10 protein-coding genes are annotated in these 13,899 nt (G+C 59.9%); 8 read left to right on the top strand and 2 right to left on the bottom strand.

The genetic code is table 11. The annotated features are described in order from the left end of the window. Positions 1-242: 242 nt before the first annotated feature. From carA to greA, 3 genes are all read left to right on the top strand, one after another. Entirely contained in the window at positions 243-1,373 is a 1,131-nt protein-coding gene (gene carA / locus BM346_RS08095) for a glutamine-hydrolyzing carbamoyl-phosphate synthase small subunit (protein WP_174805143.1), read from the top strand. 77 nt (positions 1,374-1,450) lie between these two features. After that, positions 1,451-4,666, top strand: a complete 3,216-nt coding sequence (gene carB / locus BM346_RS08090; RefSeq protein ID WP_092010636.1) for a carbamoyl-phosphate synthase large subunit — start codon at positions 1,451-1,453, stop codon at positions 4,664-4,666. A gap of 3 nt (positions 4,667-4,669) precedes the next feature. Beyond that, positions 4,670-5,149 carry a transcription elongation factor GreA gene (gene greA, locus BM346_RS08085; RefSeq protein ID WP_227662858.1) on the top strand — a complete coding sequence of 160 codons (480 nt, stop codon included), beginning with the start codon at positions 4,670-4,672 and terminating at the stop codon, positions 5,147-5,149. Between the two features lie 504 nt (positions 5,150-5,653). Here greA and BM346_RS08075 read toward each other — a convergent pair. Next, positions 5,654-6,637: an ExeA family protein gene (locus tag BM346_RS08075; RefSeq protein WP_227662859.1), complete on the bottom strand. Its 984-nt coding sequence runs from the start codon at positions 6,635-6,637 to the stop codon at positions 5,654-5,656. A gap of 87 nt (positions 6,638-6,724) precedes the next feature. Further along, positions 6,725-7,651 carry an XrtA system polysaccharide deacetylase gene (locus BM346_RS08070; RefSeq protein WP_092010625.1) on the bottom strand — a complete coding sequence of 309 codons (927 nt, stop codon included), beginning with the start codon at positions 7,649-7,651 and terminating at the stop codon, positions 6,725-6,727. A 321-nt stretch (positions 7,652-7,972) separates the two neighbouring features. On the opposite strand from BM346_RS08070, the gene BM346_RS08065 reads away from it, so the two are divergent. The 5 genes from BM346_RS08065 to BM346_RS08045 are packed head-to-tail and all read left to right on the top strand — an operon-like array spanning position 7,973 to position 13,876. Beyond that, a complete protein-coding gene (locus BM346_RS08065; protein WP_092010622.1) occupies positions 7,973-9,388 on the top strand; it encodes a TIGR03013 family XrtA/PEP-CTERM system glycosyltransferase in 1,416 nt (471 codons plus the stop codon). Between the two features lie 11 nt (positions 9,389-9,399). After that, positions 9,400-10,044, top strand: a complete 645-nt coding sequence (locus BM346_RS08060; RefSeq protein ID WP_092013467.1) for an XrtA/PEP-CTERM system exopolysaccharide export protein — start codon at positions 9,400-9,402, stop codon at positions 10,042-10,044. Beyond that, positions 10,044-11,603 (top strand): XrtA system polysaccharide chain length determinant, encoded by a 1,560-nt coding sequence (locus tag BM346_RS08055; protein ID WP_092010619.1) that lies wholly within the window; start codon positions 10,044-10,046, stop codon positions 11,601-11,603. Before BM346_RS08060 ends, BM346_RS08055 begins: the two co-directional genes overlap by 1 nt. Further along, positions 11,604-12,557 (top strand): P-loop NTPase family protein, encoded by a 954-nt coding sequence (locus BM346_RS08050; RefSeq protein ID WP_092010616.1) that lies wholly within the window; start codon positions 11,604-11,606, stop codon positions 12,555-12,557. An 8-nt stretch (positions 12,558-12,565) separates the two neighbouring features. Next, positions 12,566-13,876 carry a hypothetical protein gene (locus tag BM346_RS08045; protein ID WP_139229925.1) on the top strand — a complete coding sequence of 437 codons (1,311 nt, stop codon included), beginning with the start codon at positions 12,566-12,568 and terminating at the stop codon, positions 13,874-13,876. Positions 13,877-13,899 lie beyond the last annotated feature (23 nt).

Here is a 13,899-nt window from a genome sequence, read left to right as displayed (position 1 = left end):
CAGCTCCTCGCCCCACAGTTGAAAGGTGGATTTCGCATGGACACAGGCCGCCAGATTTCTTACAATGCGGCGATTTAACTGCACCAAGCGTAGCCTGATGACAAAGCCCGCCCGGGGCATTTAAAAATCCCGATGGCGGATACAAAAAGCGGGACGGGGCAACACCCCCTCTCGCTTTTTTGCGACCTGAATTTGCGCTTGCGTTCCCGTTCGCCCAAACGAACCCGATGAGGATACAAGCCTTGAGTACACCAGCCATCCTTGCACTCGCAGACGGAAGCCTGTTTCACGGAGTCGCCATTGGCGCCGCCGGCGAAACCAGTGGAGAGGTGGTCTTCAACACCGCCATGACCGGCTACCAGGAAATCCTGACGGATCCGTCCTATGCGCGTCAGATTGTCACCCTGACCTATCCTCATATTGGTAATACCGGTATCAACGACGAAGATGTGGAATCGGACCACATTCAGGCCGCCGGCCTGATCATCCGGGACCTGCCCCTGCTGGCCAGCAGCTGGCGCAGCCAGAAGACCCTGTCTGCCTATCTTGAGGAGAACAACAAGATCGGCATCGCCGGCATCGATACCCGCCGCCTGACGCGGATCCTGCGGGACAAGGGCTCCCAGAGCGGTGCCATTGTGGCGGGGGAAGGCGTCACCGCCGAGCACGCACTGGAGCTGGCCCGGGCCTTCCCGGGCCTCAAGGGCATGGACCTGGCAAAAGAAGTCTCCTGCAAGGAAACCTGGACCTGGGACGAGGCGGAGTGGACGCTCGAGCAGGGCTACGTCAAGCGCACCGAAAACCGCTTCAAAGTGGTTGCGTGGGACTACGGCGTGAAGAAGAACATCCTGCGGATGCTGGCCAGTCGTGGCTGCGAGCTGACCATCGTGCCCGCCCAGACACCGGCGTCGGAAGTTCTGGCCATGAACCCGGACGGCGTCTTCCTGGCCAACGGCCCCGGCGACCCTGAGCCCTGCGACTACGCCATCAAGGCGATCGCCGAAGTTCTGGAGACCGACACTCCGGTCTTCGGCATCTGCCTGGGGCATCAGCTGCTGGCCCTGGCCAGTGGCGCCAGAACCACCAAGATGGGTCACGGCCACCATGGCGCCAACCACCCGGTTCAGAACGTGAAAGACGGCACGGTGATGATTACCAGCCAGAACCACGGTTTTGCGGTGGACGAGGGTAGCCTGCCGGAAAATCTGGAGGCGACCCACAAGTCCCTCTTCGACGGCAGTCTCCAGGGCATCCAGCGTACCGACCGGCCGGCGTTCAGCTTCCAGGGTCATCCGGAAGCCAGCCCGGGGCCCCATGACGTGGCCCCCTTGTTTGACAAGTTTATCCGGCTGATGGAAGCCCGCACCGCCTGAGCGGTTGCCACTTTATGGCGTTGCCCCGAAACAAAAGGCGCCACGACTCTGAATTTTGCTGACAGGTTGACTGAGAAATGCCAAAGCGGACCGACATCAAGAGCATCCTGATCCTGGGCGCAGGCCCCATCGTGATTGGCCAGGCGTGTGAATTCGACTATTCCGGCGCCCAGGCCTGCAAGGCCCTGCGGGAAGAGGGCTACCGGGTCATCCTGGTGAACTCCAACCCCGCCACCATCATGACCGACCCGGCCATGGCGGATGCCACCTACATTGAGCCGATCACCTGGCGCACGGTCGAGAAGATCATCGAAAAAGAACAGCCGGACGCCCTGCTGCCCACCATGGGGGGGCAGACCGCACTTAACTGCGCCCTGGATCTGGAGAAGCACGGCATTCTTGAAAAGCACGGTGTCGAGATGATCGGCGCCAATGCCGACACCATCGACAAGGCGGAGGACCGCGACCGGTTCGACAAGGCCATGAAATCCATCGGCCTCGAATGCCCCCGCGCCACCATCGCCCATTCCATGGAAGAAGCCTGGAAAGTGGCCGATGACATCGGCTTCCCCTGCATAATTCGCCCCTCTTTCACCATGGGTGGCTCAGGCGGCGGTATTGCCTACAACAGGGACGAGTTCGAGGAAATCTGTACCCGGGGGCTGGATCTCTCACCCACCAACGAGCTGCTGATCGACGAATCCCTGATTGGCTGGAAAGAGTACGAGATGGAAGTTGTCCGCGACAAGAACGACAACTGCATCATCGTCTGCGCCATCGAGAACTTCGATGCCATGGGGGTACACACCGGTGACTCCATTACAGTGGCTCCGGCCCAGACCCTGACCGACAAGGAATACCAGATCATGCGGAACGCCTCCCTGGCGGTCCTGCGTGAAATCGGTGTGGAAACCGGCGGCTCCAACGTCCAGTTCGGCATGAACCCGGAAAACGGGCGCATGGTGGTTATCGAGATGAACCCGAGGGTCTCCCGTTCGTCCGCCCTGGCCTCCAAGGCCACCGGTTTCCCCATTGCCAAGGTGGCCGCCAAGCTGGCCGTGGGTTACACCCTTGATGAGCTGCATAACGACATCACCGGCGGTGCCACGCCGGCGTCCTTCGAGCCCAGCATCGATTATGTGGTCACCAAGATTCCGCGCTTCACCTTCGAGAAGTTCCCCCAGGCAGACGCCCGCCTGACCACCCAGATGAAATCCGTGGGTGAGGTGATGGCCATCGGCCGCACCTTCCAGGAATCCCTCCAGAAAGCCCTGCGCGGACTGGAAGTAGGCTCCGAGGGTTTCGAGGAAAAGGTCGACCTGGACAGCACCAGTGGCCGCGAGACCCTGATCAAGGAACTCAATGTGCCCGGTGCCGAGCGCATCTGGTACATCGGCGAAGCGTTCCGTGCCGGCATGAGTGTGGAAGAGGTTTATCGCCACACCAAGGTCGACCCCTGGTACCTGGTCCAGATCGAAGACCTCATCCGCGAGGAAGCGGCCCTCAAGACCGCGGGCAAGTCCGACATTGACCGGGATACCCTGTTCCGGCTCAAGCGCAAGGGCTTTTCTGACGGCCGGCTGGCGAAACTGCTGGGTATTTCCGAGGTGTCCCTGCGGAAGTTGCGCCATGATTTCGACGTGCGCCCGGTGTACAAGCGTGTGGACACCTGCGCCGCCGAATTTGCCTCATCCACCGCCTACATGTATTCCACCTACGAGGAAGAGTGTGAGGCGGAGCCCAGCGACCGGGAAAAGATCGTCGTTATTGGTGGCGGTCCCAACCGGATCGGTCAGGGTATCGAGTTCGATTACTGTTGTGTCCATGCCGCCCTGGCCATGCGCGAAGACGGTTACGAAACCATCATGATCAACTGTAACCCGGAGACGGTTTCCACCGATTACGACACCAGTGACCGGCTCTACTTCGAGCCCATTACCCTGGAAGATGTGCTGGAGATCGTCTACAAGGAGAAGCCCAAGGGCGTGATTGTCCAGTATGGTGGCCAGACCCCGCTGAAGCTGTCCCGTGGTCTGGAAGCCGCCGGTGTGCCCATTATTGGCACCAGCCCGGATGCCATTGACCGGGCCGAGGACCGCGAGCGGTTCCAGCAGATGATCACCAGGCTCGGCCTGAAGCAGCCCGAGAACGCCACCGTGCGCAGTCATCAGGAGGGCGTCCTGGCCGCCCGTGAAATCGGTTACCCCCTGGTGGTCCGGCCCTCCTACGTGCTGGGTGGACGTGCCATGGAAATCGTCTATAACGAACAGGAGCTGGTTCGCTATATGCGCGATGCGGTGCTGGTCTCCAACGACAGTCCGGTGCTGCTGGATCACTTCCTCAACGCCGCCATCGAGGTGGACATCGACGCCATCTGTGACGGCACCGATGTGGTCATCGGCGGCATCATGCAGCACATCGAGCAGGCCGGCGTGCATTCCGGCGACTCCGCCTGTTCGCTGCCGCCCTACACGTTGCCAAAGGCGGTGCAGGACGAGATGCGGGAAGCGGTCAAGAAAATGGCCCTGGAACTGGATGTGGTGGGCCTGATGAATGTCCAGCTGGCCTGGCAGGATGATGAGATCTATGTCATCGAGGTGAATCCCCGTGCCTCCCGGACAGTGCCCTTTGTCTCCAAGGCCGTGGGCGTTTCCCTGGCCAAGATAGCGGCCCGCTGCATGGCGGGACGCAGCCTGAAGGAGCAGGGTTTCACCACGGAAATCATACCGACCTATTTCTCCGTGAAGGAATCGGTGTTCCCCTTCAACAAGTTCCCGTCCGTGGATCCGATTCTCGGGCCGGAAATGAAGTCCACCGGCGAAGTAATGGGTATCGGTGACAGTTTCGACGAGGCCTTTGCCAAGGCCGCCCTGGCGGCCGGCGAGCGTCTGCCGATGAAGGGCACCGCCTTCATCTCCGTGCGCGAGGTGGACAAGGCCAGTGTGGTCAGGCTGGCGAGGGACCTGGTGGAAGCCGGTTTCCGTCTGCTGGCCACGACAGGCACCGGCCGGATGATTGCCGAAGCGGGTATCGAGGTGGAGCGGGTGAACAAGGTGGGCGAGGGCCGGCCTCATATTGTCGATGCCATAAAGAACGGCAAGGTTCAGCTGATCATCAACACCACCGAGGGCCGCAAGGCCATCGCCGATTCCGCCCAGATCCGGCAGTCAGCACTGCAGCACAAGGTGACCTACACAACTACGCTGGCGGGAGGCGAGGCCTTCTGTCGCGCCATTAAATTCGGACCCGAGCGGACGGTGCGCCGTCTGCAGGACCTGCATTCAGGGAATTAAGTTATGACGACTCGAGTACCCATGACCGTTGAGGGTGAAGCACGCCTTCGGGAAGAGCTTCAGCAGCTCAAGTCCGTCGAGCGACCGAAGGTTATCGAGGCCATCGCGGATGCCCGCGAGCACGGTGACCTGAAGGAAAACGCCGAGTATCACGCAGCCCGTGAGCAGCAGGGCTTCATCGAAGGTCGTATCCAGGAAATCGAAAGCAAGCTGTCCGCCTCTCAGGTGATCGATGTGACCACCATCGAGAATACCGGCAAGGTCATCTTCGGCACCACCGTTCATCTGATGAACATGGAAACCGATGAGCAGGTGACCTACAAGATCGTTGGTGAGGACGAATCCGACATCAAGGCAGGCAAGATCTCCGTCTCCTCCCCCATCGCCCGTGCCCTGGTGGGCAAGAGCGAAGGGGACATCGTCGCCATCCGCGTGCCTTCCGGCACCGTGGAGTACGAAATCGAGGAAGTGGAGCACATCTGAAGCCAAACCGGCTCCGCCGCACCCCCTGTAGGAGCCAGCCTGCTGGCGAAGACCATGCCCCACAACTCGCGGGCAACCTCCTCGCTGGCAGGCCAGCTCCTACAGAACACCACATCTCCCTTCTGTAGGAGCCAGCCTGCTGGCGAAGACCAGACCCCCGCAACTCACGGACACCCTCCTCGCTGGCAGGCCAGCTCCTACAGAACACCACCCCCCCCCCCTCCTGTAGGAGCCAGCCTGCTGGCGAAGACCAGACCCCACAACTCGCGGGCACCCTCCTCGCTGGCAGGCCAGCTCCTACAGAACACCACCGCATCCCCTGTAGGAGCCAGCCTGCTGGCGAAGACCAGGCCCCGCAACTCCCGGACACCCTCCTCGCTGGCAGGCCAGCTCCTACAGAACAACGCCTCGCTCCTGTAGGAGCCAGCCTGCTGGCGAAGACCATGCCTCGCAACTCACGGGCACCCTCCTCGCTGGCAGGCCAGCTCCTACAGTAGTTTTGGGTCAGTTATTCCGGTGCCGGCCCGGGGACAGGGGTTTGACGTTGCCGGAATCCTGGGGCGGTGGGGTGCCGGTCTTGTCGTGGAGCAGCATTCCGATCTTGCGGTCGATTCCCTCCAGCGCATCTGCGATTCGGGACAGGGTGCTGGACAGCTCTCCGCCCTCAAATGAGCTCGTCGGCGGAGTGCTGACCTCGAAATCTGAAGAGCTGGTGCTGGTGGGAATGGTGGGCTTGTTGGGAGCTCCCCCCTCCTGGTAGTCCCCCAGAAGATCCTTGCGTATTTCCTCCAGGTCCCGCCGGTTCAGAACGTGCCTTTCTTCGGCAAAGGCGCACATCATGAGGCCGTCGCAAAGCTTGTTGATAACGCGGGGGATGCCATGGCTCATGGTGAAAATATCCTTCACCATGGCCTCATCGAACAGGGGTGCACCCTTGTGGCCGGCCACCAGTAGCCGGTAGTCGATGTACTCCCCGGTTTCCTTCAGGGACAGGCCTTCCAGGTGGAAGAACAGCTTCACCCGCTGCGCCAGCTGCTGGATTTTCTGGATATGCTCCTTCAGCTCCGGCTGGCCCAGCAGGATGACTCGCATCGCGGGTCCGCCAAGACCCTCGAGGCCGGCGAGCATCCGGATGTCCTCCAGGTTTTCCTTGCTCAGGTTCTGGGCCTCGTCCACCGCCAGTACCACCGGTGTGCCGCGGTCCGCCATCATCTGCAGGTAGTCCATGATGGCGAACAGCATGGTGACCTTGCTGTCGGTCTCAACCTTGATGCCGGCCTGGTGGACCAGCAGGCGGAAGAAATCCTCCGACTTGAGGTTGGTATAGGACACGTGGAGGAGTTTGAGGTTGCCATCCAGGCTGCGAATGGTTTTCTTGAGGAGGGTGGTCTTGCCGGAGCCAATCTCGCCGCTGATCACCACGAAACCTTCCGGGCTCCATATGGCAGAGTTCATGTATACGAAGGCCCGGGAATGCTGCTGGCTCATGTATACAAAATCGTCCTCCGGAGTCATCCGGAAGGGATGGCGGCGTAAACTGAAATGCTCAAGATACATGGTCATCGTCCGTTTTTATCAGGCGAGGCGGATCATTTCATTCTGGTGCAGCTTGATCCGGTCGGGCTGGTATTCCTGGTAGCTCTGACTGACCGTGCCAAAACGGAAATCCTGGAGCAATCGCTCCAGGCGGCCGTAACACTTGTCCAGATTGGTGTAATGCCGGAACCGGGAAAGCCAGCTGGCATCGTTGTAGCGGGGTTGATCGGGGTCGATCTCCCAGGGATGCAGGTAGAACATCTGGGGCCGAGTATCATTGGCGCTCGCCATCCGGAACAGGCGCCGGAACACCGGGTATGGAAACTGACGGAAGTAGCCTCCGCCGGCCGCCGGTATGGTCAGCCGAAACAGCTTCGCCGTGGTCAGGGGAAACTCCCGTAACGAGGTGCCATTGCTGGTCTGGATGGTGTAGGGCGCTTTCGGCGAGTCCGGGATGCCATAGCGGTCGTGGCGTATCGGAAAAATGCTGGAGTCCCAGGTGAAACCCAGCTCCGCAAGGATATCCAGGGCCCAGAGTGACTCCCGGGTGATGGAGTAGCTCGCGGCCCGGTAGCCGGTGACCGGCTTCTGGATGATGTCCTCGAGAATCATCTTCGACCGCCGGGTTTCTTCGGCGAATACCGCGGGCGTCTGGTGATAGATCAGCTGATGGCTGTAACCATGGGAAGCGATCTCGTGGCCATGGTCAGCGAGCTTCCGGATCAGTTCCGGGTGGCGCTCGGCCACCCAACCCAATACGAAAAACGTGGCTTTCACCTGCTTGCGCTCGAACAGTTCCAGCAGTCGCTCGGTATTGCGTTCCACACGGGAGGGCAGGCTGTCCCAGTCGTCCGGTGATATGACCCCCGCCAGGGCAGCGACATGGAAATAATCTTCCACGTCGATGCTGAGCGCATGGAGGGTTTTGCCGTAAGGCGCCGGCTGGGACTGCTTGGTTTCCGTCATAGGAGGCTCCGTTCTCCGTCTCCCTGAATACTCGGTCTGGAATCTGTCCAGATTCCCGGTCGCTCAAATACTAAACCTAGCCTACGCTGTTGTCATTGCCTTTGCACATAAAGCAAGATGATTATCGCGTCACATTGTAAATGTCTGTAAAATTCAGTTACAAAATGCTACACAGCACCTTGAGATTGTCATCACTCAGGCGCAGAATGCATTCAGGAATAAAGCTCACAGGAGTCGTCTGAAAGATTCGGTTGACGGCGGCGCGTGCTGACAGACGAAGAGTCCAGCCGGGCCCGGACGAGTTTTATAGAGACGACAAGGATGTTCCGCGTGTCCTACATACGCATTAGAAAACACTACCTGCATCTGCCGTACCTGGTTCTCGGTGCGCTGGAATTCGCGGTATTGTTCAGTACTTTTTACCTTCTTGGTTTCGTTCTGGATCAGCTTGGCGGCAGCCAGGCCGGCCTCCACGCGGACCCCGCCTCCGCCCTGCTGTTCGCTTTTGTGATGAGCTGCGGAACCCTCGCCATGGGTGTGTATTTCGCCATGGTCCGCGAGGGTTTTGCCTCCATGTTTTTCCGCACCCTGGTGGCGTTCTGCTTCGTGGGTGGTATCGCCCTGACCATTCTCTACATGGTGCTGCCCACCACCAGTCCCGGCAGTGACAAGCTGTTCTGGGCCGTCCTGCTGGCAATCGCCCTGGTCACTGTGGTTCGACAGCTGTTCCTGAGAGTGGTGGATTCCGACCAGCTTGCAAGGCGGGTGGTGATCTACGGGGGAGGGGAGTTCGCTGAATCCCTGATGACGGATTACGAGAACAACCTCAGGGCATCGGGCATTCGCATCATCGGCTGCGTTCCTGACTCCGCCAATCCCAAAGTGGACAGTCGCCACCATCTGCCGGCACCTGAGGACTTCTACCAGTTCTGCCGCCAGAACCGCATTTCCGAGATCGTCATTGCCCAGCGGGAACGGCGTACCAGCCAGGGCGGCCGCCTGCCCGTTGACTCGTTCATGGACTGCAAGCTCCGGGGTATTGATGTCACTGACGCGGTGGCCTTCTATGAACGCGAACTCAAAAAGGCCCGGCTTGAGCTGGTACACCCGTCGTGGATTCTGTTTTCGGATGGCTTCAAGGCTTCCCGCTCACGGGACTTCACCAAGCGCGTGGTTGATTTACTGATCAGCCTGACACTGGCGATCGTTCTTGCTCCGTTCATGGTGCTGACGGCCCTGGCCGTGGTGCTGGAGTCCGGTTGGCCCATCTTTTACAGCCAGAACCGGGTGGGCGTCCGCGGCAAGGTGTTCCGTATCTACAAATTCCGCAGCATGCGTCAGGACGCGGAAAAGGACGGAAAGGCCCAGTGGGCATCGGAGAACGACAGCCGTGTCACCCGGGTCGGCGCCTTTATCCGCAACACCCGGCTGGATGAAACGCCCCAGCTGTGGAATGTCATCAAGGGTGAAATGAGCATTGTCGGGCCTCGTCCGGAGCGCCCGGAATTCGTTGATCAGCTCAAGGAACAGGTGCCGTTCTACAACACCCGGCACTATGTGAAGCCTGGCCTGATGGGCTGGGCACAGCTGAACTATCCCTACGGGGCCTCGATTGAGGACGCCCGGGGCAAACTCGAGTATGACCTTTACTATTCCAAGAACCACAGCATCGTTATGGATCTGCTGATCATGATCCAGACCGTTGAAGTGGTGTTACTGGGCAAAGGGGTGCGATAAGAGGCATGGATATGAAGCGTATAACCACACTGCACGCAGGGCTCCTGATTTTACTGGTCAGCTTGCTGTCGGCCTGTTCCGGTATCCCTAAAGGGGAAAACAATCCCAGTCCTCCCGTCGCGATGGCAGAGCCTGAGCCCTACCAGATCGGGGTGGGGGACACCGTATCGGTACATGTCTGGCGGAACCCGGAACTTTCCCAGACCATTGTGGTGCGTCCCGACGGGCATATCTCCATGCCCCTGATGGGCGACGTGGATGCTGAGGGTATGCGGCCAGAGGAGCTGGCGGCCGAGATCAGCGCGGGCCTGAGCGAAGTGATTCGCAGTCCGGAAGTGACCGTCATGGTGAACAGCCCGGTCAGTTCGGAATACCGCAACCGGGTCCGGATAACCGGCCAGGTAGGGCAACCATTATCCGTGCCCTATCGCCAGGGGATGACGGTGCTTGATCTGGTACTTCAGGCGGGCGGATTGACGGACTTTGCCGCCGGCAACCGGGCGGTGATGCACCGCCACACCGGAGAAGAGTATGAGTCCTTCAACCTGGAGCTGAACGACATCCTGGAAGAGGGCGACATGCGCACCAATTACACGGTGCAGCCCGGTGATGTGGTGAGTGTGCCCCGCAAGACCCTGCTGCGCGGAGAACTCTGATGGACTGGCGGTACCTTCTCGATATGGCCAATGCCGTAAAGCTGGAGCTTTACCGTTATCGGGTTCTGGCCGCCATCATCTTCATGGGGGTGACGGCCGGCATTCTTGCCCTTGGCTACCTGACGCCCAAGAGCTATACCTCGACCTCGATACTGTATGCCGATTCTTCCAGCATCCTGCAGCCCCTGCTGCGGGGCTCCGCGGAGGTGACGCCCATAGACCGGATCAATGAGGCGAGGGAAATGCTGCAAAGCCGTTCCTACCTGGAGCAGGTGGCGTTCGATGCCGGATTGTTGACCGGAGGCGAGGACGAGCAACAGAAAAATTCTGTAATAGGGGGACTTCGGAATGCCCTCAACATGAAAGTCTCCAACCGTAATTTCCTGGAGCTGAGCTACACCAGCGGAGATCCTGACAAGTCCTTTCGGGTTCTCAGCTCCGCGCTGAACCGGTTTGTTGAGCGGACCTCCAGCAAGAAGCGCTCCGAAAGCCAGAATGCCTTCGAGTTCATTGATGCCCAGGTCAAGACCTACCAGCGCCAGCTGGAAGAAGCCGAGCAGCGGCTGAAGGAGTTCCGGGCCAGCAATCAGGATGGTACCGAGTCCAATGTTCAGACCCGTATCGAGCGTCTGCGGTCTGAAATCGAGAATCTGAAACTGGAGATCCAGCAAAGCCAGTCTGAAGTGGAGCTGACCCGGGAGCAGCTTGCCGGCGAGCAACCCTATCGCTCGATAAACCTGAATGCCGGCCAGTCCGAGGTGGATCGCCAGATTGCTCAAGTGCGAGGCACGCTCTCGGAGCTGCGGCTGCGATACCACGACAGCCACCCGGACGTGGTTTCCGCACTCGCCCAGCTCGAGGAACTGCAGGAACGCAAGGCCCGGGGCGATGTTGGTGCGCAGAGTGGCTCTGTCAGTGAGGTTATTGAAAACCCGGTTTATGAGAATCTGCGACTCAAGCTGAGCGAGGCCCAGACCCGCCTGGAGGTCCAGCGAAACCGGCTGGCTTCAGTGGAACGGCTGCTTGAGGAAGCTTTCGAGCGGTCGGAGCGGGTGGCGGCGAACCAGGCGGAACTGTCGGAGCTGACCCGTGACTACAATGTCACCAAGGACGTTTACGAGGACATGTTACAGCGTCGCGAAAAGGCACGGTTGTCCATGACTCTCGATGTTGAGGGGCAGGGGGTCAACTACCGCATCCAGGAACCCGCCTCCTACCCCACCCGCTGGGATGGCCTGCAATTGCACCAGGTGGGCATGGCTGGGCCCTTCCTGGGAGGCACCATGGTGCTTGGGCTGCTGGTGGCACTGGTAATGTTTGATAACAGGGTCCGCTCCAGTCGCACACTGCTGACCCAGTTACCCGACAACATTCCGGTGCTGGCGTCCATTCCCCATTACGGCAGCAGCTGGAGGGAGCGGCTGTTACGTAAGGATGTTCTAATCATCCTGGCCATTCTGGTGGTTTTCATGGTGGGCTATCTCGGGGTTCTGGTATTCAGCGTTCTCGGGGTCGAGCCGGGGCAGATCATCAACAGACTCACCGGTCAGGGCGGCTAGATGGATAACAACAAACTCTATAATGCGCTACTGAAAACACAGGAGCGGCAAAGAGCAGAGCACGCCGCCCAGGGCCACACCGACAGAACCGATGAGGTGTCCGCCAGGCATCGGGAGTCGGATTATCCGAGTGATGAGGGCGCCGCGCAGCCATTTCACGGAGAAACCGGCCAGGAGAAGAATTTCCGCCGGGAGCGCCCTTTCGCCGGTTCCCGGCCGAACTGGACCATGGTGGAGAGCGAGCATGAGACACACTCTCCGTCACTGTACGATTCGTCCATTTCCCTGGAACTGATCAACAATCCCCGGCCCTGGTCCGTGGACCAACTGCGTGAGCGCAAGATCATCTTTCCGGGCATGGCCAACAAGGCCATTCTCGATGCGTTCCGTGAAGTGAGAATCAAGTTGCGGGACCGGGCCGGCGCCAGCAATTTTTCCGTGATGGTATCGTCCATGGGCAAGGAGGACGACTCAGTGCTCACCGCGTTCAACCTGGCGGCCACGTTTGCCATGGATGCCCAGACCTCGGCGCTGCTGGTGGACTGCAATCCCTGGCACGACGGCCTGGAGAACCTGGTGTCCTCACCCATCTCACTGGGCGTCACGGATTTTGTCGCCGACAAATCCCTTGACGTGAAAGACATTATTTATCCCAGTGGTCTCGACCGGCTGAGTGTGGTTCCCGCGGGCACCCAGGCCACATCCGCGGTAGAGCTTTACTCGGCGGTGCGCATGCGGGATCTGATCAGGGAGCTGAAAGGGCGATACCCGGACCGTTTCCTGATCATCAATGCCCCGCCCGTCCGGGCAAGTACCGAAGCCCATATCCTGGTGCGCTACGCGAACCAGGTGGTACTGAGCGTTCCCTTCGGGGAGGTGACGCCGGAGGAGATCGTCAGTTCGGTCGAAATGCTCGGTTCGGAAAAATTCTCCGGCCTGATATTCCAGCAATGAGGTGGTTCATGGAAGAGGTCCGTTGCCCACGGTTCTTTCCCAGAGGCGTCGCAGTGTTCCTGTTTCCGCTGGTCATACCGATGGTCGGTTTACAGGCGGCGGAGTCCAGTTTTACCGCTACTACGACCCTGTTTTCCGATGTTACACATACACGGGGCGAAACCGATGATGATACCCGCGGTGGCGTGGGAGCCAGTGGTGACCTGGGGGCGCAATTTCAGTCCGGTGCCCACAATCTGAATGCGCGATACGGCGCGACGGTGGAAACCGAAAGAAGCAGCCTCGGGCCACGGGACGATAACGCTGTTCGGTTTCGCGGCTCCTCTCGTTACAGCTTTTTTGAACCGGGTAACCGGTTCGATTTCAATGCCGGGCATTCTGCGCGCTCTGTACGAAACGATACCGGCTTTTCCCTCGACCCGGCAGCCTACAGTACCCAGAACGCGGTCAATGCGGGCGCGGGACTCTGGTTCTATCCGGGAAAACTGACGAGCCTCCGGGTGTCAGGGCAGGGCGGTAAGACCTGGGAGACGGACAATGTGGAGGAGGGTCGATCGGCTAACGCTTCGGCAGCAATCCAGCGCCAGGTATCCGAGCGAAGCACCCTGAGTCTCACCGGGGGGCGCAGTTGGGAAGAGCAGGACGAGTCGGAAGACGTCACCCTCGACACCGCGAGCCTCGGTCTGGACACACGTCTGGAGAACGGCGCCTTCTCGCTGTCTGCGGGGGTGTCCCGGGCCGAGACCGACAGTTTCGAGAACGACGCCGTCATCGGTTCGGTCTCCAGAAACTGGCGGACTGACCTGACCAATACCCGGTTCGGCTATGACCGCTCCCAGTCCAGCTATCTGCTGGACCTGGTACTTTCGCCAATCACCAAGTTCGGCATTGAAGACGAGTTTTCCGTCCGCGTTCAGGGCGTGACCGTGACCGATGCCCTGTCCCTGGTTCATACCACGCGCCGGATCTGCAGTCTGTGTACCCTCAACCTGGTCGTTCGGGGCGCCCGGGAAGAAGCGGCAGAAAGCGGCAACGAGACCTGGGAATACCTGGCCGGAACCCGGCTGGATCTTGCGGTCGACCAGGCCCGAACGGTCAGCCTGGATTACAGCTGGCAGGGGGACGCCTTTACCGAGCGCTCCTCCATTGATGACGAGATCCACCGGTTTTCGGTCATATACAGCGAGCAACTGACAGAGCTCGCTACCTGGGGCGCGTCCTTTGATACCGCCTTCACCCGGGGCGTGACAGACCGGGAGCAGTACCGGGCCCGGGTGTTTATTACGCTGGGCTGGGAAGGCCTCGAGCGAGAGTGGTAACTGTCGAGAGATATAACTGGCCG

The organism is Marinobacter daqiaonensis, assembly GCF_900115285.1.
Lineage (GTDB): Bacteria > Pseudomonadota > Gammaproteobacteria > Pseudomonadales > Oleiphilaceae > Marinobacter > Marinobacter daqiaonensis.
The sequence above is the reverse complement of the archived record's forward strand: the minus strand, read 5'-3'. Positions and strand labels throughout refer to the sequence as shown.